Annotated in this window: 24 protein-coding genes and 2 pseudogenes; 20 read left to right on the top strand and 6 right to left on the bottom strand. The window is 70.6% G+C overall.

Going from position 1 to position 24,924, the window contains the following annotated elements; all coding sequences use genetic code 11:
• Window positions 1–373: pseudogene (locus tag AC08OJ_RS07685) on the bottom strand (hypothetical protein); the annotation flags it as partial.
• A 386-nt stretch (window positions 374–759) separates the two neighbouring features.
• On the opposite strand from AC08OJ_RS07685, the gene AC08OJ_RS07680 reads away from it, so the two are divergent.
• The 15 genes and pseudogenes from AC08OJ_RS07680 (at window position 760) to AC08OJ_RS07610 (ending at window position 14,874) form a co-directional block, all read left to right on the top strand.
• Window positions 760–1,701, top strand: coding sequence for a class F sortase (locus tag AC08OJ_RS07680; RefSeq protein WP_476595376.1), 942 nt, complete (start codon window positions 760–762; stop codon window positions 1,699–1,701).
• 533 nt (window positions 1,702–2,234) lie between these two features.
• Window positions 2,235–3,335, top strand: a complete 1,101-nt coding sequence (locus tag AC08OJ_RS07675) for a C40 family peptidase (protein WP_476592582.1) — start codon at window positions 2,235–2,237, stop codon at window positions 3,333–3,335.
• Window positions 3,336–3,592: 257 nt separating this feature from the next.
• Window positions 3,593–4,201, top strand: a complete 609-nt coding sequence (clsA, locus tag AC08OJ_RS07670; protein WP_462186272.1) for a cardiolipin synthase ClsA — start codon at window positions 3,593–3,595, stop codon at window positions 4,199–4,201.
• Between the two features lie 18 nt (window positions 4,202–4,219).
• Complete coding sequence (locus tag AC08OJ_RS07665) at window positions 4,220–6,706, top strand: sugar phosphate nucleotidyltransferase (RefSeq protein WP_476595377.1); 2,487 nt, start codon at window positions 4,220–4,222, stop codon at window positions 6,704–6,706.
• 63 nt (window positions 6,707–6,769) lie between these two features.
• Window positions 6,770–7,327 carry a hypothetical protein gene (locus AC08OJ_RS07660; protein ID WP_476595375.1) on the top strand — a complete coding sequence of 186 codons (558 nt, stop codon included), beginning with the start codon at window positions 6,770–6,772 and terminating at the stop codon, window positions 7,325–7,327.
• Between the two features lie 21 nt (window positions 7,328–7,348).
• The gene (locus AC08OJ_RS07655; RefSeq protein WP_476595374.1) at window positions 7,349–7,657 is read left to right on the top strand and encodes a DUF881 domain-containing protein; all 309 of its coding nucleotides are present in this window, start codon (window positions 7,349–7,351) and stop codon (window positions 7,655–7,657) included.
• Complete coding sequence (locus AC08OJ_RS07650; protein ID WP_476592580.1) at window positions 7,654–7,986, top strand: DUF1290 domain-containing protein; 333 nt, start codon at window positions 7,654–7,656, stop codon at window positions 7,984–7,986. The genes AC08OJ_RS07655 and AC08OJ_RS07650 overlap by 4 nt, the downstream gene beginning before the upstream one ends.
• Before the next feature lie 8 nt (window positions 7,987–7,994).
• Window positions 7,995–8,894, top strand: a complete 900-nt coding sequence (locus tag AC08OJ_RS07645) for a DUF881 domain-containing protein (protein ID WP_476592579.1) — start codon at window positions 7,995–7,997, stop codon at window positions 8,892–8,894.
• A gap of 123 nt (window positions 8,895–9,017) precedes the next feature.
• Entirely contained in the window at window positions 9,018–9,398 is a 381-nt protein-coding gene (gcvH, locus tag AC08OJ_RS07640) for a glycine cleavage system protein GcvH (protein WP_476592578.1), read from the top strand.
• Between the two features lie 293 nt (window positions 9,399–9,691).
• A complete protein-coding gene (locus tag AC08OJ_RS07635; RefSeq protein ID WP_476592577.1) occupies window positions 9,692–10,237 on the top strand; it encodes an FHA domain-containing protein in 546 nt (181 codons plus the stop codon).
• A gap of 16 nt (window positions 10,238–10,253) precedes the next feature.
• Entirely contained in the window at window positions 10,254–11,030 is a 777-nt protein-coding gene (ftsR, locus tag AC08OJ_RS07630; protein ID WP_476592576.1) for a transcriptional regulator FtsR, read from the top strand.
• Window positions 11,031–11,197: 167 nt separating this feature from the next.
• Complete coding sequence (locus AC08OJ_RS07625) at window positions 11,198–11,683, top strand: bifunctional nuclease family protein (protein ID WP_101829717.1); 486 nt, start codon at window positions 11,198–11,200, stop codon at window positions 11,681–11,683.
• Between the two features lie 661 nt (window positions 11,684–12,344).
• Complete coding sequence (locus AC08OJ_RS07620) at window positions 12,345–12,884, top strand: MerR family transcriptional regulator (RefSeq protein ID WP_476592574.1); 540 nt, start codon at window positions 12,345–12,347, stop codon at window positions 12,882–12,884.
• A 58-nt stretch (window positions 12,885–12,942) separates the two neighbouring features.
• Complete coding sequence (locus AC08OJ_RS07615; RefSeq protein ID WP_476592573.1) at window positions 12,943–14,007, top strand: ATP-binding cassette domain-containing protein; 1,065 nt, start codon at window positions 12,943–12,945, stop codon at window positions 14,005–14,007.
• Window positions 14,004–14,874: pseudogene (locus AC08OJ_RS07610) on the top strand (ABC transporter permease). The gene AC08OJ_RS07615 and the pseudogene AC08OJ_RS07610 overlap by 4 nt, the downstream one beginning before the upstream one ends.
• Here AC08OJ_RS07610 and AC08OJ_RS07605 read toward each other — a convergent pair.
• Both AC08OJ_RS07605 and AC08OJ_RS07600 read right to left on the bottom strand, forming a co-directional pair.
• Window positions 14,826–15,038: a hypothetical protein gene (locus AC08OJ_RS07605; RefSeq protein ID WP_476592572.1), complete on the bottom strand. Its 213-nt coding sequence runs from the start codon at window positions 15,036–15,038 to the stop codon at window positions 14,826–14,828. The pseudogene AC08OJ_RS07610 and the gene AC08OJ_RS07605 sit on opposite strands and share 49 nt — an antisense overlap.
• 32 nt (window positions 15,039–15,070) lie before the next feature.
• On the bottom strand, window positions 15,071–15,367 hold the full coding sequence (locus AC08OJ_RS07600) for an HAD family hydrolase (RefSeq protein WP_476592571.1): 297 nt from the start codon (window positions 15,365–15,367) through the stop codon (window positions 15,071–15,073).
• A gap of 322 nt (window positions 15,368–15,689) precedes the next feature.
• Here AC08OJ_RS07600 and AC08OJ_RS07595 point away from each other — a divergent pair, with 322 nt between their 5' ends.
• From AC08OJ_RS07595 to AC08OJ_RS07575, 5 genes are all read left to right on the top strand, one after another.
• A complete protein-coding gene (locus AC08OJ_RS07595; RefSeq protein ID WP_476592570.1) occupies window positions 15,690–18,788 on the top strand; it encodes an FtsK/SpoIIIE domain-containing protein in 3,099 nt (1,032 codons plus the stop codon).
• Between the two features lie 4 nt (window positions 18,789–18,792).
• Window positions 18,793–19,983 carry a hypothetical protein gene (locus AC08OJ_RS07590; RefSeq protein WP_476595373.1) on the top strand — a complete coding sequence of 397 codons (1,191 nt, stop codon included), beginning with the start codon at window positions 18,793–18,795 and terminating at the stop codon, window positions 19,981–19,983.
• 6 nt (window positions 19,984–19,989) lie between these two features.
• Complete coding sequence (locus AC08OJ_RS07585) at window positions 19,990–20,253, top strand: hypothetical protein (RefSeq protein WP_476594462.1); 264 nt, start codon at window positions 19,990–19,992, stop codon at window positions 20,251–20,253.
• A 269-nt stretch (window positions 20,254–20,522) separates the two neighbouring features.
• The gene (locus tag AC08OJ_RS07580) at window positions 20,523–22,055 is read left to right on the top strand and encodes an alpha,alpha-trehalose-phosphate synthase (UDP-forming) (RefSeq protein WP_476594463.1); all 1,533 of its coding nucleotides are present in this window, start codon (window positions 20,523–20,525) and stop codon (window positions 22,053–22,055) included.
• Window positions 22,056–22,206: 151 nt separating this feature from the next.
• Complete coding sequence (locus AC08OJ_RS07575; protein WP_462189278.1) at window positions 22,207–22,401, top strand: hypothetical protein; 195 nt, start codon at window positions 22,207–22,209, stop codon at window positions 22,399–22,401.
• Window positions 22,402–22,513: 112 nt separating this feature from the next.
• Here the strand turns inward: AC08OJ_RS07575 and AC08OJ_RS07570 are convergent, their stop codons facing one another.
• From AC08OJ_RS07570 to AC08OJ_RS07560, 3 genes are all read right to left on the bottom strand, one after another.
• On the bottom strand, window positions 22,514–23,071 hold the full coding sequence (locus tag AC08OJ_RS07570) for a SixA phosphatase family protein (RefSeq protein WP_476594464.1): 558 nt from the start codon (window positions 23,069–23,071) through the stop codon (window positions 22,514–22,516).
• Window positions 23,068–23,361 carry a hypothetical protein gene (locus tag AC08OJ_RS07565; protein ID WP_476595372.1) on the bottom strand — a complete coding sequence of 98 codons (294 nt, stop codon included), beginning with the start codon at window positions 23,359–23,361 and terminating at the stop codon, window positions 23,068–23,070. Before AC08OJ_RS07565 ends, AC08OJ_RS07570 begins: the two co-directional genes overlap by 4 nt.
• A gap of 276 nt (window positions 23,362–23,637) precedes the next feature.
• Window positions 23,638–24,006 carry a WhiB family transcriptional regulator gene (locus AC08OJ_RS07560; protein ID WP_476595371.1) on the bottom strand — a complete coding sequence of 123 codons (369 nt, stop codon included), beginning with the start codon at window positions 24,004–24,006 and terminating at the stop codon, window positions 23,638–23,640.
• Window positions 24,007–24,924: the final 918 nt, after the last annotated feature.

The following is a 24,924-nucleotide window of genomic DNA, read 5'->3' as shown; positions in this document are numbered from 1 at the left end:
GCCCGACTCCGGCACCGACGCCACCGACGCCACCGACGCCGCAGTCGCGCTTCTTGTCGTCCCAGCGGAACCAGTCGTCCTTGCCGTCCTTGCCGTCCCGATCGTCCTTGCGGTCCAGGCCGTTCCTGCCGTCCAGGCCGTCGTCGATCCGATCGGCCCGGACCTGCTTGTCGCCGTCGATCTTGTCATCGCGGTCGCGGTCCTTGTCGTCCCGATCGTCCTTGTCGCCGAAGATGCCCCACCCGTCCTTCTTGTCGTCGCACCGGTGGTTGTCCTTGTCGTCGAGGGCGTGGGCAGCAGCCAGGCCGGGCCCGAAGGTGAGGGTGACGCTCGCCGCGCTGGATATCGCGAGAACGGCGGCGCTCCGACCCATACCTTTCTTCATCTGGTCCCCTCTCTCACGTACGGTGATCGATTAATTACTGCGAGTGATACCCTAGCGACTGAGCGTGGGGGTGCGGGTCAACCGCCCGGGCGTGGTGCGGCCGGATCGACCTCCTCGCGGCGGCGATCGGGTCGCTTCTTCGGTCTAGTTCGTCCAGTTTTCGGTGATCTCGGAATCATTGAGACCAGTGCACCTCGCTCACAAGCATGCCGCTCACGGAAAGTATCTCTACCGATTGATAGAGTCACTATCAGTGGCCTTGTGGTGCGGGCGGGTGACGGTTCGGAGCCGCGAGCGGTGCGCTGGACGATCCACCTCGGGAGCGATCCGCACGGGCATGTAGACGATCGACGGGCGGGATGGCGGGAGGAGCTGTGAAAGGTGGGACGGGCAGCGGTAACCAGCGGCCCGCGAACGGCGCACCGACGGCCTTCTCCGTCCGCGCACCCGCCGCGGGCAGGCGCCTCCTGCTTTGGCGGTGGCTTCTCCTCGTCGGGGCGGTCCTTGTCCTCGGCAGCGGTTTCCGGCTGGCGGAACCGGCGTTCGACGCCGTCCGCGGCGGTTCCGGGGCGGACACGACGGCCGGCATCGCCGACGTCCCGCTGCCGCCCACCCCCGTGCCGACGACCGGCCGGTTCGGGCTACCTCCCGCCGTCCCCGAGCAGCCGGTGGTGGTCGTTAACAATCCGTCCCGGCTGCGCATCCCCCGGATCAGGGTGGACGCTCCGATCATTCATCTGGGTCTGAACCCGGATGGCACGCTCGGGGTGCCCAAGGCATGGGGGGATGTCGGCTGGTATGACCGTGGTCCGGCGCCTGGCGGCATCGGCCCTGCCGTGCTCGTCGGCCACTACGATTCCACCACCGGCCCGGCGGTCTTCTACCGGCTGCACGAGCTCGTGCCCGGCGACCGTGTCGAGGTCGCCTCGCCGACCGGCGTGTCCACGACGTTTGTCGTCGATCGCGCGGAGAACGTGGTGAAGTCGAGGTTCCCGGCGAACCGGGTCTACGGACCGGTACCCCGCCCTGAACTGCGCCTGATCACCTGCGGGGGCGCCTTCGATCGGAAGGCCGGGCACTATCTCAACAACCTGGTGGTGTACGCGCACGCCGAATCCTCGGCAGGAGCCGCGCCCGTCGTGCCGGCCCGGTCTGCGGCGAGCATGCTTCCGCCGAATCCGCCGCGAGTGCCCGTACCCGCGCACTCGTCGCCTGGGCTGCCGAGGCCGGCGCAGATCTCGTCAGGCCAGCCGGCACGGCCGCAGCCGGCGCAGGTCGGTTCTGTCCCGGGTGTGAACCCGCCGCCCGCACCCTGACGACCCGGCCCGTTCCGCTGCCGGATCGCCGAGGAGACAGCCGGAGAGATCTACGACACGTCGATGCTTGGGGGGCGTCGTGACGACCTGACCGAGGTGGCGTGACCGAGCCGCCGACAGGCACCCGGCGTGACGGCATCCGTACTTCTTGCTGAGAGGCGGCGGCCTTCTGGTGTCGTGTTCAAGTGTTGGGGTGGGGGTGATTGCGGGTCGCCCGGGCATGTCCACTATCGTCATCAACGGCACTTCTGTTCTACCGATCCCTAGGTGTCCAGATTATGAAGTGTCTGTTACGTGTCATACAGATATACCTATTTTGATAGAGATACCCGTCGAACCGATGTGCCTGGCCCTGCCCCCGGTTCGGCGGCCCCTCCGAGTATGTCGGGGCAGGTGCGGGGAGCCGTAGTTCCGGGTGTGGCCGGCGGATCCGGCCGCGTTCCGGCGGTGACGGCACTGACCGGGTCGTTGGTCGCCGGGCTGACCAGCCCGAACCCGACAGCTCCCTCGTAGGCGCACGGGAAGGACACGTCTTGCCCCGTCGTGGTATGGCCTGGCTTCCGGAGGACTGGGACCAGTTCGTCCGGAATCGTCAGCGCCCGTCGGCGCCCCACGGCTCCTTAGGCTCCGGCGCGGCTCGCCGCCGTACCACTCCTCCTCCGCGACGCGCGGTCACCATCGCCGCGTTCACCACCGGGACGATCGCGGCCTCGACCGCCGCCTTCGCGGCCACCGTCCCCGGGGGCACCGACGGAACCTCGTCGCTGGAGTCGAACTCCCTCACCCAGGAAGCCGCGCTCGTCCCGGGACACCACGCCACCGGCCACGATGCGGCCTCGGCCCGCAGACTCGCCCCGTTGGCCACCGCCATCGCGGACCACGACCCCGTCTTCACCAGCGTCTCGATCGCCGCGGACAAGACCTCGGTCGCGCCCAACACCCCGGTGGTGCTCACGGTGCGGGCGTTGGAATCGGACAGCGGCACCCCGCTCGCGAACCAGGACGTCCGTATCGTCGTGGTGAACGGTCCCCAGTGGCAGACCTCCACGAGGTTGCGGACCGGCGCGAACGGTACCGCGCAGATCACCGCGCGCCTGCTCTCCACGACGACGATCACCGCGGTCTTCGACGGATCGAACGCCCTGCGTCCCTCCCTGGCCAGCGCCGCCACGGTGACGATCGCGAATCCGACGGGTCCAGGACGGTCGGCTCCGGGACGGTCGGGTCCGGGACGGTCGGGTTCCGTGATCGACCAGGCGATTCCGAAGGTCATCCCGGGTAGTTCGATCGGGGAGAAGGCCGTCTACCTCGCGTCGCTGCACAAGGGCAAGCCGTATGTCTGGGGCGCGGAGGGCCCGTACTCGTTCGACTGCTCCGGCCTCGTCCAGTACGTCTTCAAGCAGCTCGGCCGCTCGCTGCCGCGCGTGGCCGAGGACCAGTACCGGGTCTCGATGAAGGTGCCCCAGTCGGGCAAACAGCCCGGCGATATGATCTTCTACGGTACTCCTGGGAATATCTACCACGTCGGCATCTATGCAGGGAACGGGTATATGTGGGCCGCCCCGCAGACCGGCGGTGTCGTGTCGCTGCGGCCCATCTACAGCTCCACCTACAAAGTCGGCCGCATCCTCTGAGCCCGGTCCCATCTGACCCGGTCCGAACGCCGGGGTACCCCGGCGGCGGATCCCTCTCCGCTCCTCGTGCCCCACGATCCGCTAGCGTCAGCGATGTCCGGCCCGTCGGCGGGGCGTTGCGACCTCTACCGGGCTCGGACGTCCTGACCGGCGCCGAACCCGTCGGTGGGACCTGCGGGAGCGCCGGGTGCGGTGGGCGGCCGTCCACCGCCGTCGCGGCGCGTCGCGCCGCCCAACCGGTGGAGGAGGGACGCCGCATGACCATGCCCGCCGCCTCGGACCGGATCTGGACGGTTCCGAACGCGCTGTCCGCCCTGCGGCTGCTCGGCGTGCCGGTCTTCCTCTGGCTGGTGCTGGGCCCGAAGGCGGACGGTGCGGCGCTCGGCGTTCTCGCGTTCGCCGGAATCAGCGACTACCTGGACGGCAAGCTCGCGCGAGTGCTGAACCAGACGAGTCGCCTCGGCGTCCTGCTGGATCCCCTCGCCGACCGGTTCTACATCCTCGCCACCATCGTCGCTCTGACCCTCCGCGGGATCGTGCCGGTCTGGTTCGCGGTTCTGCTCCTCGCCCGCGACGTGGCGCTGCTGGCGCTGCCGCCGTTGCTGCGCCGGATCGGGGTTGGCGTCACGCTGCCCGTGCACTACCTGGGCAAGGCGGCGACGTTCAACCTGCTGTATGCCTTCCCTCTCCTGCTGTTGTCCGCCGGGGATTCCTGGCCGGCCACCGCGGCACGCCCGGTCGGATGGGCGTTCGCGATCTGGGGTACTGCCCTGTACTGGTGGTCTGGTCTTCTGTACTTCGTCCAGGCCGGCCAGCTTGTCCGGCGCTTCCGGGCGGATGCCCGGACCGGCGCAAGTGGGAGGTGACCGGTGAGAGCCGTCGTCATGGCCGGTGGCGAGGGCACCCGGCTGCGCCCGTTGACCGCGAACCTGCCCAAACCACTGCTCCCCGTCGTCAACCGGCCGATCATGGAGCATGTGCTGCGCCTGCTCAAACGGCACGGCTTCGACGAGACGGTGGTGACCGTCCAGTTTCTGGCCTCGATGATCCGGACGTACTTCGGTTCCGGTGACGAGCTCGGGATGCACCTGTCGTACGCCACCGAGACGACCCCGCTGGGCACCGCCGGCAGCGTGAAGAACGCCGAGGACGCCCTGCGGGACGAGGCGTTCCTGGTCATCAGCGGGGACGCGCTGACCGACATCGACCTCACCGACCTGGTCGCCTTCCACCGGCGTCAGGGCGCGCTCGTCACCGTCGCGCTGAAATCCGTCCCCGATCCGCTCGAGTTCGGCATCGTCATCACCGGCGAGGACGGACGGATCCAGCGCTTCCTGGAGAAGCCGACCTGGGGGCAGGTGTTCTCCGACACCGTCAACACCGGTATCTACGTGATGGAGCCCGAGGTGCTTGCCCAGGTGCCGCCCGGCGAGGCGGTGGACTGGTCCGGCGACATCTTCCCCCGGCTGGTCGAGGCGGGTGCCCCGGTGTACGGCTATGTGGCGTCCGGGTACTGGGAGGACGTCGGCACCATCGCGAGCTTCCAACGGGCTCAGGCCGATGTGCTCAACCGCCAGGTCGACGTGGAGATCGGCGGTTTCGAGGTGTCCCTCGGGATGTGGATCGGTGAGGACGCCGAGGTCCACCCGGAGGCGATCCTCAAGGGGCCGCTCGTGGTCGGCGACTACAGCAAGGTGGAGGCTGGCGCCGAGCTGCGGGAGTTTTCCGTGCTGGGCAGCAACGTGCTGGTGAAGAGCGGCGCGTTCCTGCACCGGGCGATCGTCCAGGACAACGCGCTCATCGGCCCGCAGACGAACCTGCGCGGCTGCGTCATCGGCAAGAGCACCGACGTGCTGCGGGCGGCCAGGATCGAGGAGGGCGCCGTCGTCGGAGACGAGTGCGTCGTCCGCGAGGAGGCGTTCATCTCCCATGACGTGAAGGTGTATCCGTTCAAGACGATCGAGGCCGGCGCGGTCGTCAACACGTCCGTCATCTGGGAGTCCCGCGGCCAGCGGACCCTGTTTGGGCCGCGCGGGGTGTCCGGCCTGGTGAACGCGGAGATTACCCCGGAGCTGGTGGTGCGCCTCGCCGGTGCCTACGCCACGACCCTGAAAAAGGGAGCCACCGTCACCACCGCGCGGGACGGTTCCCGCGCCGCCCGGGCCCTCAAGCGGGCCGTCATCAGCGCGTTGACCGCCGGCGCCATCAACGTCCGTGATCTTGAGGTGGCACCGATGCCGGTCACCCGCTTCGATGTCCGCTCGTCCAACGCCGCTGGGGGGATCATGCTGCGCACCACCCCCGGAGACCCGGAACGCATCGACATCATCTTCCTGGATACCGACGGCGACGACTTCTCCCCGGTGGCGCAGCGCAAGCTTGACCGGGTCTTCTCCCGCCAGGAGTTCCGCCGGGCCTTTCCCGGTGAGATCGGTGACCTGCGTTTCCCGGCCCGCACCATGGATCTCTACATCCAGGATCTGCTTGACCGGGTCGATACCGCCGGCATCGTTGAGGCGGATCTCAAGATCGTCGTTGATCCTTCGGGTGGCTCGGCGTCCCTGGTGCTGCCGACACTGCTCGGCCGGCTCGGCGTCGACGTGCTCACCGTCAACGGACGCGTCGACGAGACCATCCCGCCCCGCAGCGCCCTGGAGGATCTGCGGGCCACCGACCGCCTGGGTGCCCTCGTCGCCAGCTCCGGGGCGGCCTTCGGCGTGCGGTTCGACCATGTCGGCGAGCGCGTCACGATCGTCGACGAACGGGGGGACCCCATCGACGATGACCGGGCCCTGCTGGTGTTCCTCGACCTCGTCGCGGCGGAGAATCCCGCCGCGGAGGTGGCCCTGCCGGTGACCATCACCCGGGTGGCCGACCAGGTTACCCGCTTCCACGGGCTGACGGTACGCCGGACCTCCCTGTCGGCTGCGGCGTTGACCGGGGTCGCCCGTGACGACGGCATCGTCTTCGCCGCCGACGGGCGGGGCGGCTTCATCGTCCCCGAGTTCGCCCCCGCGATCGACGGGATCGCGGCGTTCGTGAAACTGCTGGCCCTGGTGGCACGGACCCGGCTGACGCTCAGCACCATCGACGCCCGGATACCTTTGGTGGCGATCCTGCGTCGTTCAGTGCCCACCCCGTGGGCGGTCAAGGGCACCGTCATGCGTCGCGTGGTGGAGTCGGTCGACCCGGATGCGGGGTATGTCATCGACACCACGGACGGGGTTCGGATCGTCGGTCCGGACGGCTCCTGGATCCTGGTGTTGCCGGATCCGAGTGAGGCGGTCACCCACCTGTGGTCGGAGGATGCCGACATCGAGGAGGCCCACGTGCTGCTGCGGCGCTGGGTCGAGGTGGTCGAGGCGCGGTAGCCGCGGCACGCGCGGCGAGGCCCTGGTCGGCGGCGCTCGGTGTCCGGTCGGTCAGAATGCCGAATGTGCGAGAACGGACCGGATGGCCACGCCGAGGGCCGGTATGCCCCGTGGCCACCGGCTCTTCGGATCCCTGCGGCGTCTCCGAGCGGGCCCGTCGCCCCTGGCTGCCGCCCCCTCGCCCTGGCCCTCGTCCTCGGCCTGCTCGGCCTGATGATAGCCACCGGGGCCCGGCGTGCCGCGACGACGGCCGGGGAACGTGCGGAGCTCGTCGCGGCCCTGCGCGCGGAGATCCATGAGCGATCCGCCGCGACTACTGCGGCCGCGACCCGGGTCAGCGAGCTGCGCCTGCGGGTGAAGATGGCGCGGGAACAGCGCGCCCGGGCCGAGCGCGAGCTGGCCCGGGCCACGGCGGCACTGTCGGATCTCGGGCCGGCGGCCGGCTGGTCCCCCGTGCGTGGACCGGGTGCCCGGATCGAGCTCGCGGACCGGACCTCCCCCGGGCCGTCGGCACCCTCGGCACCTCGTGCGTCAACGGCGCCCACCCCGCTGCGCCCGTCGACCGGGCCCGCTGGTCCCCGCCCCGCACCGGCGTCCTACTGGACCCGGATTCAAGATTGAGACCTTGCTGATCTTGTGAACGTGCTGTGGATCTCGGGTGCCGAGGCTGTCGCGGTCAACAGCGTCCGCCTGACGGCTCTCAGCGCGATCCGGGCGGCCGGTGATCTCGTTCTCGTCGGATTCGTGCCGATGATTGCGCCGTACACCGTCGAAGCGGTGGGTGATCCGGACGATCTCGTGCGGCGTCTCGAGGAGTCCGCCGTGATCGACCGGCTGCGGCATCGTCCCGACTCACCGGTGACCTCCCTGGCGGTCGTCACTGTCAGAAACCTGACCCTGTCCGCGGCCGATCCCCGGGTGCTGCGGCATGCTCGACGGAGCGAATCATGATCGTCGTGGTAGCCCTTGCCCTGGGCGTGACGGCCGGCCTGGTGCTGGGCCCGACCGTCCCCGACTGGATGGATCCCTACCTCCCAGTCGCTGTGGTGGCCGCGGTGGACGCTGCTCTCGGCGGCGCGCGGGCCGTCGCGGAGAGGGTGTTCGACGACCGGGTGTTCATCGTCTCGTTCGTCTTCGACGTCGCGGTTGCCGTCCTGATGGTGATACTTGGCGACCTGATCGGGTTCGGCGGCGCGTTGTCCACCGCGGTGGTCGTGGTGCTGGGCATCCGCATCTTCGCCACCGCGACCGCGTTGCGTCAGCATCTGATCAAGGTCTGACGGTGGCGGTGACCTCGACAGGCGACCCTGCGGGATCCGGGCCCGGACGGAAGTCCGTACCCGATCCGAAGCCCGATCCGACCCCGGTCGCCGAGCCGCCGGTCCCCGAGGGGCCGGTCCCCGAGGCGCCGTCGGACCCGCCCACGTCGCCCGTCGTGGTCCCTGTCGCGTCGGAGCTGACGCCGAGCCCGGTTCCGGGGCACGCCCGGCCGGGTCGTGCCCGGACGCGGCGTGCCCTGAGCCTGGTCCTGCTCGCCGGTCTCGGTTTCGCCGCGGTCGCCGCGACCCGGTCCGCGGAGCCGTCCTTCGGACTTGCCACCGCGCGGCCGGGCGAGCTCGCCGCGACCCTCGGTGCGATCGGCGCCGTCGACCGGTCCCTGGCGGCCCGGGAGCATCAGCTCCGCCAGGAGGCGGAACCGATGATGCCGCCCGTGCCGACGTCGACGCCGGCCCCGGCGGCCGGGCCGGGCGAGGTGCGTCGCGAGGCCGACCGGCTGGCGATCCTCACCGGCATCGTGCCGGTCACCGGATCGGGGCTCGAGCTGACGATCCATGATCCCCACCGCGCGGTCGACTCCTCGATCCTCGTCGACGCCCTGCAGGAGCTACGGGACGCGGGCGCCGAGGCGATCGAGATCGCCGGGGTCCGAGCGGTCGTCTCGACCTACGTGGCCGACGAGCCCGGGCGGGGGTTGGTGGTCGACGGCACGTCGATCGCGCCGCCGTACGTGCTGCGGGTGGTGGGCGACGCCCACACGCTGGACCAGGCGATGCGGATCCCCGGCGGGGTGCTCGATACGGTAGCGGCACGGGACGGGGCGCAGGCGACCGTTCGGACCTCCGAGCACATCGAGATCCGTGCGCTGCGACCCGCTCCGAGTCCTCGCTATGCCCGTCCGGCCGGATAGGGGACCCTGTCCGGGCCAGTCGAGGAACGTGGTTCCTGGTGGAGTTCGCGGCGCGGTACGGCGTCGGGCCGGGCGGCGCAGAGCGGTCCGCGGAGTGGTCAGAGCAAGGGGAGGCGATCTCCGGTGTACCCGGACGACCTGAAGTACACCCGTGAGCACGAATGGATCCGGCTCGACGGGAGCACGGCACGGGTCGGCATCACGTCCTACGCGCAGGAGGCGCTGGGCGACATCGTCTTTGTCTCTCTGCCCGACCTCGGCTCCGCGGTCCAGGCCGGTGAGTCCTTCGGAGAGGTCGAGTCGACCAAGAGCGTGTCCGAGATCTACGCGCCGATCGCCGGAGAGGTGACGGCGCGCAACGAGGCGCTTGCCGGTGCGCCGGAACTGATCAACTCTGATCCCTACGGGGAAGGCTGGCTCGTCGAGCTCACGGTCGCGGATGTCGCCGGCGTCACCGGCCTGCTGACCGCCGAAGAGTACGCGGAGCACGTGAAGGAAAACTGAAAGTATCTGGTTTGTGCCCATGGTGGGTGGTGGGCCACACCACGCCGAACAACACGGGTCGCACCCTTTTCACGACCGTGCCCGCGATGCACTAGCCTCGGAGTGCACCGGGGCACGATCGTGGACGGCCCGACCGTCGCCATGTGATCATCCTGGTGATGGGGGTGGGCTGCGGACGTCTGGCTACCACCATCGCAGTGTTGGCAGAGACGTTCCCGCCGCCCGTTCGGTGGCGGCCGAAGCGGCTGGGGTACCCCGCCCGTGCGGGATCCCGGCAGGAAGCGGACGCGACTGTGTTCTGCACGAGGTGCGGACAGCAGAACCCGTCCGACGCGCTGTACTGCGCGCGGTGCGGGTCTCCTCTGGTGCGTCCGGGTGAGCCCGTGGCGCCGGAGAGACCCGCGGAGCAGACGTCGACGCTGAACCTGGCGGCCGCGCTGTCCGGCATCGAGGGAGACCACGTCGACGAGTCGACCGAGCGGGACGCCGTCGCCGCCGTCGACGCGCTACCTCCCGGTTCGGCGTTGCTCGTCGTCAAGAGGGGGCCGAATGCGGGGAGTCGTTTTCTGCTGGATGCCGACATGACCACCGTCGGCCGCCATCCCGAGAGCGACATCTTCCTCGACGACGTGACCGTCTCCCGCCGGCATGCGGAGTTCCATCGCTCGCCGTACACCAAGGGCTTCTCGGTTCGCGACGTCGGGAGCCTGAACGGTACCTACCTCAACCGCGAGCGGATCGACTCGGCTGAGCTCACCAACGGCGACGAGGTGCAGATCGGCAAGTTCCGCCTGGTGTTCCTGACCGGCGCGAGCTACGGGGGGTCAGCGGCACGGTGACGAGGAAGGACCCACGGTGAGCGGCGGCCTCGCCGCGGCATCGCCGGCCCCGCGTTCGGGCGCAGCGCGCTCGGACCAGGCCGGACAGAACGCGAAGGTGCTCAACATCGGCCAGGTTCTCGACCGTCTGCGGGCGGACTTCGCCGACATTACCCTGTCGAAGATCCGTTATCTCGAGGCGGAGGGACTCGTCGAACCCGCCCGTACCAGCGCGAACTACCGCAAGTACTCGGTCAACGACGTCGCCCGGCTCCGTTACGTCCTGCACGCGCAGCGGGAGCGCTTTCTTCCGCTGCGCGTGATCAAGGAGGAGCTGGCGTCGCTCGACCGCGGTGAGACCCCGGTGCATCGGCCCGGACCCCGCGCGCTGCCTCCGCATCCGACCCCTACCGGCCTGGACGCGTTCCTCGGGGCGGAAAGGGTTAGGATGTCGCGCCGGGAGCTTCTCGCCGCCGCGGGGCTCGGCGACGAGGCCCTGACCGAGCTGGAACAGCACGGCCTGGTGGGTCCGATCGCGGGCGGCGGGTACTACGATTCCGACGCCCTGCTCGTCGCGCGGACCGTGGCGCTGCTGGCCGGCCACGGCGTGCAGCCCCGGCATCTGCGGGCCGCCCGCACCGTGGCCGACCGTGAGGCTGGTCTCATCGAGGCCGCCGTCGCCCCGTTGCGGGGCCAGCGCGGTGGTGAGGGCTCGGGACGGCACGCCGAGACCGCCGATGAGCTGGCGGCGTTGGTGGTCCGCTTGCACGCGGCCCTGTTGCGCTCCCGGCTGGCGGCGGGACGCTCGAGTTGAGACCGAGGTGAGGAGGCTGCCGGGGCTGCGCTCGGAGTGCCTTGCCGGACAGCCGAACCGGTGGGCGCGCTGACGCCGGACGGAAGCGGGGATACTGTCTCCCCTGTGGGGTTTTCTGGCTCCGGTCACAACATCCCGCCCCGCCCCACCTGTGAGGAGGTAGATCGGTGCATCGGCTGGACATCGTCGGCGTGCGAGTCGAGCTTCCGTCGAAGCAGCCGATCGTCCTGCTCAAGGAGGTGGGCGGTGAGCGGTATCTGCCCATCTGGATCGGTGCTGTTGAGGCGACGGCGATCGCCTTCGCCCAGGAGGGCATCACGACGGCTCGACCTATGACCCATGACCTGATGCGGGACGTGTTGCGCGCGCTGCAGACGGATCTGACCCGGGTGACCATCACCGACCTTCAGGACGGCGTCTTCTTCGCCACGCTCGTGTTCGGCAACGGGGTGGAGGTCTCCGCCCGGCCGTCCGACGCGATCGCGTTGGCGATGCGGATGGGAGCGCCGGTCTACGGGGTCGAGGCGGTCCTGGCCGAGGCCGGGATCACCGTTCCCGAGGAACAGGAACAAGAACAGGAGAACGAGCTGGAGAAGTTCCGGGAGTTCCTTGACACGATCTCCCCGGAGGATTTCAACACTCCCGGCTCCTGAGGGTTCCCGGCTTCTGAGGGTTCCCGGCTTCTGAGGGTTCCCGGCTTCTGAGGGTTCCCGGTTCCCGAGGGCTCCTGGCCCCTGAGCCTCCCAGTCCTTGGCGTGCCCGCCTGGGAGCAGGTCGGCCGTTGAGGCCTTCAGCCAGCCCTGGCCAAGGTCGGCTGTGATCCAGCGTGCGGGCAGTATCGGAGCGCACTTCCGATTTGACCGATCTGTTGAATGACGTCCGCTGGACTACAGACACGCCGGCTTAGATCATTGAAGGAACCGCGCGTCGCTCCTACGGTCGGGAGAGCCCGACCGTAGAGTTCGTGCCCCTGCCCGCGGTAGACGTGGCGGAACGGGCTCTCTCCGGCTCTGACCTTGCCGGGCTGTGGCAACGGCGTGATGCGCTCCGCCCAGGCCCGTGCCGACGGGTGGGCGGGCGGTCCCGGCTTACGGGCACAGGGGTGCCGCGTCGCGGTCTCGCAGGCCGTCGACCGGCGGCGGTCGGGGACAGGGAGTCGTGTGGTCGAGGTGATCGTGGCAGGCCGCACGACGGTGGAAACGGTTCGATCGGGCCGGGTGCCCGGGCTGGCGGCGTCGGGTGACGTCGGCGGTCGGGACGGATCCGGAACGGTCCGGAGGATGGGGCTGGCATGGCGGCGAAGTGCGTACAGGGATGATCGAACAGGGCCAGCTCTTTCCGGATGAGATTCCTGAACCGCCGGGGGACGACGTCGGGTACCGGGGGCCGACGGCCTGCGCCGCGGCGGGCATCACCTACCGCCAGCTCGACTACTGGGCTCGGACCGGTCTGGTCGTCCCCAGCGTCCGCGACGCGTCCGGTTCCGGCAGCCAACGGCTGTACTCCCTTCGTGACGTCCTGGTGCTGCGCGTGGTCCGCAAGCTACTCGAGGCCGGTGTGTCGCTGCAGAACATCCGGGTGGCGGTGGAGCATCTGCGTACCCGCGGCGTGGACGACCTGGCGCAGCTCATCCTGATCAGCGACGGCTCCACCGTGTACGAGTGCACCTCGGACGACCAGGTGATCGATCTTGTCCGGGGTGGGCAGGGCGTGTTCGCCATCGCCGTTGGCCGAGCCCTGCGCGATATGCGTGGCCAGCTGGCTGAACTGCCCTGCGAGCGGCCTGGTCATCCGCCGGCGACCCATCCCGGCGACGAGCTGGCCAGTCGTCGGACCCGGCGGAGCTCGGCCTAGCCTCCCCCCGCCTTTATTCGGTTCCAAACTGTCGGAGGTTCGTCGTACGGTCCGCCTCGTGACAGACAACCCGGCGGTCCTCACCGAGGGCCTGCAGAAGAGCTACGGCGGCAAACGAGCGCTGGTGGGCCTGGACCTGCGGGTCGATGCCGGCACCGTGCACGGCGTGCTGGGGCCCAACGGAGCCGGCAAGACGACGGCGGTACGCATCCTGTCGACCCTGCTGCGCCCGGACGGCGGCCAGGCCAGGGTCCTCGGTCTGGACGTCGTCCGGCAGGCGGACGCGCTGCGTGCCCGGATCGGTCTGACCGGTCAGTACGCGGCGGTCGACGAGCGGCTCACCGGCCTGGAGAACCTGGAGATGTTCGGGCGGCTCTACCGGCTGCGCAGCCGCGTCGCGCGGGCCCGCGCGGTCGAGTTGCTCGAGCGGTTCGAGCTCGCCGAGTCGGCCGGTCGGCAGGCGCGTACCTACTCGGGCGGGATGCGGCGGCGGCTCGATCTCGCGGCCAGCCTGATCATCAACCCGGCGGTGCTGTTCCTCGATGAGCCGACCACCGGACTGGATCCCCGCAGCCGTTCGGCGATGTGGAGGGTGATCGCCGATCTGGTGCGGGACGGCACGACGGTCCTGCTCACGACGCAGTACCTGGAGGAGGCCGACCGGCCGGCCCACCGGATCTCGGTGGTTGACGGCGGCCGGGTCATTGCGCGGGGTACCCCGAACGAGCTGAAGTCGCAGGTCGGTGGCGACCGGCTGGACATCGTCGTCGGTGGTGACGCCGCCGAGGATGCCCAGGCCGCCCGGGCGGTGCTTGCCCGGTTCGGATCCGGCGCGGCGACGGCCGACGGGGAGACGCGCCGGGTCAGTGTGCCGGTACCGGGCGCGAGCGTGCTGTCCGACGTGGTCCGGGGTCTCGACGAGCTGGGGGTGCCGATCTCCGACGTCGCCCTGCACCGGCCGTCGCTGGACGACGTCTTCCTCGCCATGACCGGGCGCGCTCCGGCCGGCAGCGAGGTGCCGCCCGCACGCGCGGGCGGCGACGGCCGTGGCGACACCGACACCCCTGATGACCGGGGCGACAAGGACGACAAGGACGATGACAAGGACATGGTGACCATATGAGCACCCTCGAGCTGACTCCAGCGGGGCGCGGGCAGCTGTCGTGGGCCGTTGCCGACGCGTGGGTGATGTGCCGGCGCAATCTGATCCAGACCTGGCGGATACCCGAGCTCGTCATCTTCGCGACCATCCAGCCGGTCATGTTCGTCCTGCTGTTCACCTATGTCTTCGGTGGCGCGATCAACGTGGGTGACGGGGTCAAGTACGTGGACTACCTGATGCCGGGCATCTTCCTGCAGACGGTGATCTTCGGGTCGATGCTGACCGGCGTGGGGCTGGCGGAGGACCGTCAGCGGGGTTTGATCGACCGGTTCCGTTCCCTTCCCATGAGCAGGTCGGCGCTGCTCACCGGCCGTACCCTGGCCGATCTCGCCCGCAACGTCTTCATCGTCGTAGTGATGCTTCCGGTGGGCCTGGCCGTGGGATTCCGGTTCGGGGAGACCACGGTGCCGGCGGTGCTGGCCGGGTTCGGGCTGATGCTGTTGTTCTCGTACGCCTTCTTCTGGCTGTCCGCCGTCATCGGGCTGTCGGTGAGTAGCGCGGAGGCGGCGCAGTCGGCGGGATTCATCTGGATTTTCCCGCTGGTCTTCGCCAGCTCGGCCTTCGCCCGGGTGGAGACCATGCCGGGCTGGCTGCAGGCGTTCGCCCAGCATCAGCCGGTGACGGTGACCGTCGACGCCGTGCGGGCGTTGTTCCTCGGCGGTCGGATCGTCTCCGTTCTCCTGCAGTCCCTCGCCTGGTGTCTGGGCCTGCTGGTGGTGTTCGGGCCGTTCGCCGCCGGCCGCGGGCCGCACCGAGCGTCGCCGAGGCGCGGCTCATGGTCAGGTGCGGCCCTCGGTCTCCTGGGCGTTGCCCAGCGTCGCCTCGTAGGCGAGCCATTCGGCCCGCAGGACCGGCCAGCCGTCGGCGCGCAGCAGGTCCACCACGGCGGGGTCGTCGTCGACCACGACGGCGACCCGACGGCCGGCGCCGAGCTCGCGAAGTTCGGCGCGTTTGAACACCCGAGCCGGCGGACGGTCGGCGTCCGGACGCATCCGCAGCTCACCCGGCGGCAGATCCTGCTCGGTCAGCCAGCGCCGCGTCGCCTCTCTGGAACGCTCCGGCCGGTCAGCCGTACCACCTCGTGGTCCCGAGCCAGCTTGCGGGCTAGTTCCACCCCTTCGGCCAAGGGGGGATCGGCGGGCGCCGCTGCGAAGAACGCCTCCCAGTCACTGGGACTGGCGCGCAGGAAGCGCAACCGGTGTCGGACGTCGGCCACCACCCCGTCGACGTCAATGACGGCGAGCGGTCGCTGTTTCGCCGCCGCCGTACCCGCCGTCTCCGTGAGGCCCGCCGTGTCAGCCGTGTCAGCCGCGTCCGTCACCGACGTTCCTTTTCCACCTGCTCATCGCCGACCTTCGCCCCTTCGATCGGTGCGCTGGCTTACCTGACCGGGACGGTTGCCCCGACGGATCATTGAACACGCGCGGCGCCGTTGATTTGGTGCCGGTCGAGGGGTAGCCCGCTCCGGTGGTCCCGGCGTCGCCGTCGTCCGGAACGGCCAGGCTGCGGGTGGTTGTACCGATAACGTCGCCGATGTCGTCGCATGCTTTCGTCCGGCGAGGTCCCCGTGCCCAGACCGTCGCGCCGGCAGGACAGTTCGGCCGGTCGGCGCGTTCTGGGATGTTTGCTCCGTCGGACGTGTCATGGTCGTCGGGGGGCTCGACGCCGAGCACGGCAACACACAGTGTGGGGAGGTCAACGTGTCGGGTACCCGGCGGGCGCGCACGCTCGTGGCCGGTATCCAGTCCTCGCTGGGGGCGGCACTGGCGCTCGCCGATCGGCTGGATGAGCAGGCGGACCGGATCGAGGCCGAAGCGGGTTCCGGTGTCGCCGGGAAGGCTGATGGCCTCGGTGAGTCCGGTGCGGGGCGGCTCGACGTCGCCGGGGAGCTCGCCCGGGCCGCCGTGATCGCCCGTTCCCGGGCGCGTGGATTCGCCGGCGCGTCCTGGGCGGCGCCCGACTGGCGGCACGGCCCCTTCGGCGTCGCCCCGGTCGGCGACCGGGCTCGTTTCCGGCCCGCTCTGTGGCAGGTCGGCCAGGTCATCGTGCCGCCCGACGATCCCACGGCGCAGCACCGGACGGTGCCACTGGCCATCCCGCTGCTGGACGGCCTGAACCTGCGGATCGAGACGACCCGGTCCCGCCGGCCCGCCGCGGTCGACCTCGTGCGTGGCCTGCTGACCCGCGTCCTCGCCGCGGCGCCGGCCGGGCGGGTCCGACTCGTCGTCTATGACCCCCACGAGCTCGGTGCCGGGCTCGCTGGCTTTGCGCCGCTGCGTGCCGCCGGTGTGGCCACTCCCACGCTCACGACGCGGGCCCGGCTCGAGGAGGTCCTCGCGGAGCTGTCGGCGGAGGTGGTAAGGATCACTGTGGACCGGCTCGGTGGCCGGTTCGACTCGTTGCGGGAGCGGGAGGATGCCGGGCTTCCGCGTTCGGAGCCCTGGCGCGTCCTGGTGCTGCTCGGTGAGCCCCGGCTGCACGACGAGGGCGCGCGGGCGCTCGCCGCCATCGCGGCCCAGGGCCCGTCCTGCGGGGTGGTGGTGATCTCCATCGTGGAGGTCCGGCCGTCCGGTGCGGAGCCGGTCCTGGGCGGCTCGCGGGACGATCCCGATGAGGTGACGCCGCTGGATCCCGACGTCATCGGCCTGGAACCCGACGAGGACGAGGACTCGGTGACGGAACCCTTGCCGAGGTCGGTGGTGTTCACCGCGGTCGAGCTCCTCGCCGATCGGCCGGGATGGCGCCGGGTCGCCGCGGGAGGCTGGCGCACATCGCTGACCGGTCTGTTGCGGGTCGAGCTGGACCCGCCGCCGCACTCCATGCTGGTCGCCGCGGTCACGGCTCAGGTCGCCGCGGCGGCCACCCGGGAGGCCGCCCGGCCGCCCGCCATCAGCGACATGCTGCCCCGCGGCCTGTGGGAGTTCGACAGCGCCGCCGGGGTGGGTGTTGAGGTGGCGCAGGGCCCCGACGGGCCGGTGGGGTTCACCTTCGACGACGACACCGTGCACGCCCTCGTCGGCGGCCAGGCCGGGTCGGGCAAGTCGACGCTGCTCCTCGACGTGATCTACGGGATCGCCGCGCGTTACGGGCCCGACCAGGTCCGCTTCCATCTGCTCGACTTCAAGGAGGGGCTGGAGTTCGCCCAGTTCGCCGCCGGTCCGACGGACCCGTTCTACCTGCCGCACGCCGATACCGTCGGCATCGAGAGCGACCGCGAGTTCGGCGTCGCGGTGCTGCGGGCGGTTCGTGAACAGATGCGCCGCCGCGCCGTGGCGATGCGTGCGGTCGGCGCCCGCGACCTGCGAGGCCTGCGGGCGGCCGACCGGAGCTCGCCCTGGCCGCGGATCATCGTCGTGGTCGACGAGTTCCAGGTGATGCTCACCCCGATGGACTCGGTGGCGCGGGAGGCCGTCGCGCACCTGGAGGTCCTGGCCCGCCAGGGCCGCGCCTACGGGGTCCATTTGCTGCTCGCCAGCCAGACGCTGTCCGGTATCGACGCGCTCGACGCCACCGCCGGCAAGCGTGGTTCGATCTTCGGGCAGTTCGCGTTGCGCGTGGCGCTGCGTACCTCGATCTCGGAGTCGCGGGTCCTGCTGTCCACGGCGAACGAGGCGGCCGGCGCGCTCTCGGGCGTCGGCGAGGCTATCGTCAATCGGCGCAACGGCCATCCTGCGGGCAACGAACTCGTCCGGGTCGCCTTCCCGGATCCGGCGGCGATAGGCGTGCTGCGTGGGCGGCTGGCGGCCACGACCGCGCGCAGTGTGCCGAAGGCAAGGCCCCCGCGGGTCTTCGCTGGTCACGCCCCCGCGGTTCTTGACGACAACCCGATCTACCAGGCGTTGGACGGGCGTCCGGCGCCGACGGCCGTCGAGGCGGCTGCGGCCGAAGCGATCCTCGGCGGCGGTGGCGAGGGCGGTGGCGAAACCGGTCCGAGCCTGCTGCCGGGCAGTGTGTCGCCGGGTCGTGCCCCCGGCTCCGGGGACGGCTCCGAGAACGATGTCGATCCCCTCGCGCTGGTCGGCGTGCCTCTGGACCTCGAGCCGCCCGCGGTCGGGGTACGGCTCGCCGCGTTGCCCGGCCGGCATCTCGCCGTGCTCGGTCCGCTGCGTCGGGAGGCGGTCGGCATCCTGCAGGCGGCGGCGGCCAGCGTCGCCGCGCAGGTCCCGGCCGGTGGACTCGTGGTCGAGATCATCGCCGCGGAGCCGATGGCGCTTGCCGCCGCGGAGGTGCTCGCGGCGCGTGTGCGCCGGGCCGGGCATCCCGTTCGGGTCGCCGATGTCACCGGCCTGCGGTCGGTGTTGGCCGGTGCCGCCGACGAGACCCGTGCCCGGGAGGAGTCCGCACTCACCGGCAGCGTGGGCCCGGTCGCGCCGCCGCTGCGGCTCATCGTCGTCTTTGCGATGGACGCCGGCCGGGCCGGGCTGGAGGCGCGTGACCCGGTGACCCGTCGCACCGGACTGGACGACCTGCGCACGCTCACCCGCCGGGGACCGGCGCAGCGCGTGCACCTGCTGGGCTGGTGGCGGGGAGTGTCCCGGCTGGCTGAGGACCTCGGTCCGGGTAACCGGGACGACATCGCCGCGTGGATGGCGGCCGGGGTACCCGGCAGCGACCTGTTCGTCCTGGCCGGACACCGGTCGGTGGCCGGTGGGACCATGCCGAATCGGGCGGTCCTGTTCGACCGGCACGTCCAGGCCGAACCGCGCACCGTGGTGCCGTTCGCGCCGTTGGATCAGGGGTAGCCCGATGTGGACCGACGACGGGGCGGGAACCGACGGCGACGTGGCGGGTGTCGGCGAGGTGGGGATCGACGGCCGAGCAGGCGCCGGGAAAGGACGGAACGGGATCGTGGCTGGATTTGTGCCGGTGGATGCCTCCGATCTCGCCGACCTGTTCGGCGACCCGGACCTTGGTGATCCGGATCTCGCCGACCCGGATCTCGACGACCCGGCCAAGGCGGCGATGCAGTACCGGCGCCTGCTCGGTGCGTCCGACGAGGCCCGGGCCCGGGCCGGCCGCGACGCCCGCGACCGGCGTCAGGGCGGCCGGGCGGCCGCGCGTCGGCACCGGGACGCCGCGCAGGACATCCGGGCCAGGGTCCGCAGCGTCTGGGACCAGGTCGCCGAGCCCCTCGCCCAGTACGGGCTCACCGAGCTCGACCAGCTGCGCTCGGCGGCTGGCGACACCTCGGCCGATGCGGCTGCCGCCGCCCCGCGGGTCGGCCTGGCGAAGAAGGGGACGGCGGATCGCGGCCTCTACCGCGACGGGGGCGGGTACGCCCTGGCCGAACCGGGCGATCGGCGGGGCCGATCGTTGGCACAGGCCGGACGGGAGGCCGACCGCACGGGACGGGGGCTCGCGCGGCAGCGGCACCGGTCGGATGGCCGGCCGCCGGGGGCGGGCCGGGCTGCGCGGGGTGGCCGCGCCGGCGGCCCGCACGAGCCGTCCGCTGCGCAGGTGGACCCGCGGACCGCGCCGCGCCAGGCCTACGAGCTCTGCCTGAACGCGATGAGAAAGGCCGCCGAACTGCGGGCCGTCTCCAAGGGCACCGGCTCGGCGTCGGCCGGGCTGCTGACCGCCCTCGCCTGCGTGCTCATCCTCGGGATCGTCGGACTTCTGCGGGCCTTCGTCGCCGTGCCCGCGGTGCCATGCCTGGTCGGGTCGACGGTGGCCGCCGCCGTTCTGGTCGCTCTCGGGGCCGGCGGCGAGGATGGGGCGAAGGCGGTGTTGCGGGCGGGCACCCTGGGAGCGGGTACGGCCGCGGTGATGGTGCTGGCCACGTTCCGGCTCGCCCCGATGGAACCGGTCGGGGTGATCGCGTCGCTGGCCGCGCTCGCGGTGGCGGTCCGCTTCGGTCGCGGCCTCGGCGGCGGGCAGGCTCCGGCCGGCGCCTCGAAGAGCGGTGGTTCCAGGAGCGGTGGTTCCAGGAAGGGATGAGGACGGGTGTCAGGCACGATCGCCGACGTCAAGGCGCAGCTCGACGAGGCGTTCCGGCGCACCGAGGAGGTGGCCGGGCAGTTGGAGGGCGCGCTGAGCATAATCGAGGAGGCGCAGGCGATGGTGATCGCGGCGACCGACGGCAGTGAGCACCGCGCGGTCGAACAGTTGACCAGCGCGCTGGTGGAGACACGCGACACATTGCAGACGTCGCTGGCGTCGTTGGGATCGGCTGTGCAGGAGGTTCGGGACTACCGGGACGGTCTGTAGACGGCTGGGGTGAGGCACGGCACGCCTCCCGACGTGGGACGGGATCTCCCCGTTGCGGCTTGCCGGGGCATCTGGTTACAGGAGGACACCTTTCGGATGAGAGCAGTAATCAGATGAAGGTCTGGGTAACAACGTCCTAGCCGCGTTGCAACGCGATGCATCCGAAAGCCGGGCTTACTACAGTCCGGATTGTTCCCGTGCGCTCGGGCGCTCGGGCTCAGCGGTGCCGGACGCCGAGTACCGCCCGTGACCAGGAGGCCGCATCCGCCGTGTCGGACTTCAACCCGCTCGACCTGTCGCTCGACCTGCCGCTCGTGCTGCTGTCCAATCGCGGTCCGGTCAGGTTCGACCGGGACGCCACCGGTCGTACCGTCACCCGGGGGGCGGGCGGCCTCGTCTCGGCCCTGTCCGGACTCGCCGAGCATCTCGACGACGCGGTGTGGGTGTGCGGCGCAGCCAGCGAGGAGGACGTCGCCGTCGCCGGGGAGAGCGCCGGGAGCTCCATCCTCGTCCAGACCTCTCCCTCGCCCCGGCTCGCGGAGGGCGAGCCGGACGGCCCCGCCATCCGGGTCCGGCTCGTCGTTACCGATCCGACCGCCTACGCCGACTTCTACAGCGTGTGGTCCAACCCGATCCTGTGGTTCATCCAGCACGGCCTCTACGGCCGGTCGCTGTCACCGGTGTTCACCCGGGCCGAGCACGACGCCTTCGAGAACGGCTACGCTGCGGTCAACCGGGCCTACGCCGACGCGGTGGTTGACGAGGTGCGCGCGCGGGGTGGCAAGGCGCTCGTCCTGCTGCAGGACTACCACTTCTACCTCGTGGCCGACTGGGTGCGGGAGCAGTGCCCGGATGTGGTGCTCACGCATTTCATCCACATTCCCTGGCCGGGGCCGGACGAGTGGCGCGTCCTGCCCGCCGACATCCGGGAGCGGCTGCTGCGCGGGCTGCTCGGTAGCGATGTGGTCGGTTTCCATACCCGGCGCTACGCTCGCAACTTCGTCCTGTGCGCCCAGGAGCTGCTCGGCCTGCCGACCGACCTGGAGCAGCTGACGGTGACGGTGGCGGACCGGGTGGTCCGCGCCCGGTACCACCCGATCTCGGTCGACCCGGCGGCGCTGGACGCTACGCAGGCCTCCGAGGAGGTGGCGGCGCATGTGGCGATGCTGCGCTACATCTTCCTCGACGATGGCCGTCAGCTCATCCTGCGGGTGGACCGCACCGACCCCAGCAAGAACGTCGTGCGCGGCTTCCTGGCCTTCGGCACCCTGCTCGATCAGCATCCGGAGCTGGTGGGCAAGGTCAGCTTTCTGGCGCTGCTGCAGCCCAGCCGCACCGACGTGCCGGAGTACGCCGACTACATCGCCCTGATCGGCGCGGTCGTCGCGGAGATCAACGCCCGGCATACCAAGGAGGGGCGCCAGCCGATCGACCTGCGGATGGTCGAGGACTTCCCGCTCGCCGTGGCGGCCTACTCCATCTGTGACGTTCTGATCGTCAACGCGATCGCCGACGGGATGAACCTGGTCGCGAAGGAGGTCGCGGTCGTCAACCGGCGTGGCGGCGTGCTGGCGCTGTCGGAGATGGCCGGGGCGCACGAGGAACTGGGCGAGTTCTCCGTCACCCTGCACCCCTTCGACGTGCAGCAGATGGCCGACGCCCTATACACCGCGCTGACGATGCCGATGGAGGAGCGCCATCGTCGGCTCGCCGCGGCCGCCGAACAGGTCCGCACCCACGACGTGCGGCGCTGGCTCGACGACCAGCTGGTGGACCTGCGGCGGGTCGCCGGATTCGGGTGACCGGGCTCCCGGCGCGGGAAGAGAATGGCGAGATCGGGTAAAGGTACATCGCCATCCGGGATCGGACATGCCGATCGCGGGTAGTCTCGCACCGGAAAACGATGTGCATCGGGTCGCCGGGCGGCCCCGATGAGGACGGACGGGAGTGGACGTGGCTAGTGAGACCGGTCACCACAAGGCCAACACGGGTTCGTGGGCCGCGGTACTTCTGATCATTGTAGGCTTCGTCGTCGGGACGTTCGCCCTCCCGCTCGCCTCGGTGCCGTTGTGGATCGCGGCCGGCGCACTGTTGGTCCTTGGTGGCGTCTTCGCCCTCGTCTCCAAGATCATGGAGCAGGCCTACTGAGTCCCGTGCCGATCTGGTTCAATGAGGCCTGGCGCGGCACCTACCAGTTCATCGGGCTGCCGCGCCGCGGCGCTCGGCCGCCGGCCGAGCTCAGGCCGGCGGCGTTCCTGACTCAGGCCGGTGGGCCAGGTTTCGGGGCCCCCGCCGGTCTGGCGGCCTCCCGCAGGCCCCGCGGCGTGACGAAGGAGACGAGCCGGGCCGAGTCCTGACCCAGCTCCGCCCAGCGCGTAACGGTCAGATCTTGGACAGCGAGTGCCGCCGTCGGGAACGTGGGGATCTGGTACCGCTCGGCGGGGGACAGCAGGGCCACGGCCAGCGTGTGGATACCGGGATTGTGCCCGACGAGCATCACGCTGGGCACTCCGTCGTCGATCTCACGCAACCGGTCCAGCAGGTCCTGCGCCTCGGCCAGATAGAGCCGGTCCTCGGTCAGGACTGGGACGTTCGGGGGGAGCGCCTCCGCGAGGCCCTCGACGGTCTGCCGGGTCCGCAGCGCGGAGGAGCACAGAATGAGGTCGGGCGCGAGCCTGTTGTCCGTGAGGTAGCGCGAGATAATTTTGCAGCCCCGCCGGCCCGATCCCGACAGCGGCCGATCGGCGTCGTGGATCGACCCCTCGGCCCAGTCTGACTTTGCGTGCCGCAGCAGAAGAAGGCGCCGCTGTGGTCTCACGAGAGAGCCCTCCGCTGCACGGGGAGGAAATCGACGGCGCGACGTCCGTCGCGTTCCAGCCGGAACTGCCATTCCAGCCGGAATTGCCGGGAATTCGCGCCTGGCGTGGCGGGCGCGGAACGGCGAGCAGGACCGTGCAGGGCTGGCTCGATATAAAGCATGATATTCGGGGAAAAGAATTTCTCGGTAAATTTTCTAGGGTTTGTCGGTGGCGGCGCGGCCTGGGGTTTCTCGCCGCCACCGCCCGGATCGTTGAATCCGGCCTCGCCGGGAGCCATACTCGTGCCCACCGCGCCCTCCCGCGTCCGGTCCCCGTGCCGCCGCGCCGCCGCGCCGCACGCCCCGCGGCGTGAGGTGATGACACGCAGACTGCCCAGGATGGGCCGGGTCCGTCAATGGGGTATGGCCCGACCGGATAGCGAGGGCGGCGCGGCCGAGCCGTCCGGAACCATGGCCCTGATCATCGCCACCGATGTCCGGGCAGATCGGCCGGCGTGAGGAGCCACCGCGCGGCCAGGGGCGGCCACCGGTGCGGGGCGCGCCCGGGGCCACCGGGCGCGGTCCGCTCAGCTCGCGACCGACACGGACAGCAGCAGCCGGTCGGCGAAGACTAGGGCTTCGTCCGCGCTCAGCCGTCCACGGGGGACGACGGAAGCCCGCTCGTCCGAGGTCAGGCCGCCCCACACCCCGTGCTCTTCCTGGCAGAAGATCGCGGTGGCCAGGCACGGGCGCTGCACCGGGCAGTCGGAGCAGATCTTGCGGGCCCGCGTCTCGGCCGCGGCCCGGGCTTTCGTGTTGCGGCCGTCCGGCGGGAAGAAGGCGTCCGGGTCGCCGTCGCGGCAGGCCGCGTCCTGGCGCCAGTAGGCGGGCCAACCAGCTCCGAACGGCTGTGGCGGCAGATCACGGCCGGGAAGAACCGGGACGCCGGCGCTCATCGTGCACCGCCGGACACGTGGTGACACGCGGGGGACAGGGAGCTAAGCGTGGCGAAGCTTCGAGCGGGTAGCACGCTGGGCTGACTGGGCATACCGTCTCCTGCTGACGTTGCAAAGGCGGACACATGCTTTTCCAGACCGCCGAATCCGGTGTTGCATACACCCCAGACAGGCAGGTCAACCTGGTCGAGCCGAGAAGCCCTCGGGCGTTCCGGGTGGAATCCGTCAACGCTGCCTTTCGGTTGGCATACCGTGGGCGGAGCTCCGCTCGGAAACGATCCCGTCTCGTCTCGTTAACCGAGGAACGTAGACGTCTCTCGACCGGATAGCAAGGGTTCCGGAACGCGGACGTCCGGGGCTCCGTACCGGCGTGTGCCGAGGTGGATGGTCACGCACCGTGCGCGTTCCGAGATGACTGCTGTCGGTCGGGATCGGTGTTGCCGTCGGTCGGGCTCGGTCGCCGCGGCGGCCGGGATCGGGCTCGCCGGGTACCGCCGGATGGGCGGGGAATCGCTACTGGACAGCGGAAACAGCGTGCATGAAGATCACTTTCGGCTGGCCGGCGCGGCCCGGGAGGGGTGCCGGCGGGGTCTTGATGATCAATGTTGGAGTGGTACCCGGGTTCGATTGCGTACGGGTGACGATCCCGCGAAGGTCCGCTTACCCCGGTTCTCGGGGGATGATTTCGGCAGAGAAATGTGCGCAGAACCACATCCGATGCTTTTGCTGCTGCATGCGCCCCTGACCTCTGCGGGTGCAGGGGCGGCGATGACGTGGCCGGCACGACCGAGACTCCCTGGGCGGACCCTGGGCGGACCCCCGGTGGATCCCCCCCCGGGTAAACCCGCCGGCCCGGTCGAAGTCGGTCGGGGCCTCGACCGGGCCGGCGGGTTTACCCGGGGGGGGATCCACCGGGGG

Source organism: Frankia sp. CgKIO3 (assembly GCF_977946435.1).
The sequence above is the reverse complement of the archived record's forward strand: the minus strand, read 5'-3'. Positions and strand labels throughout refer to the sequence as shown.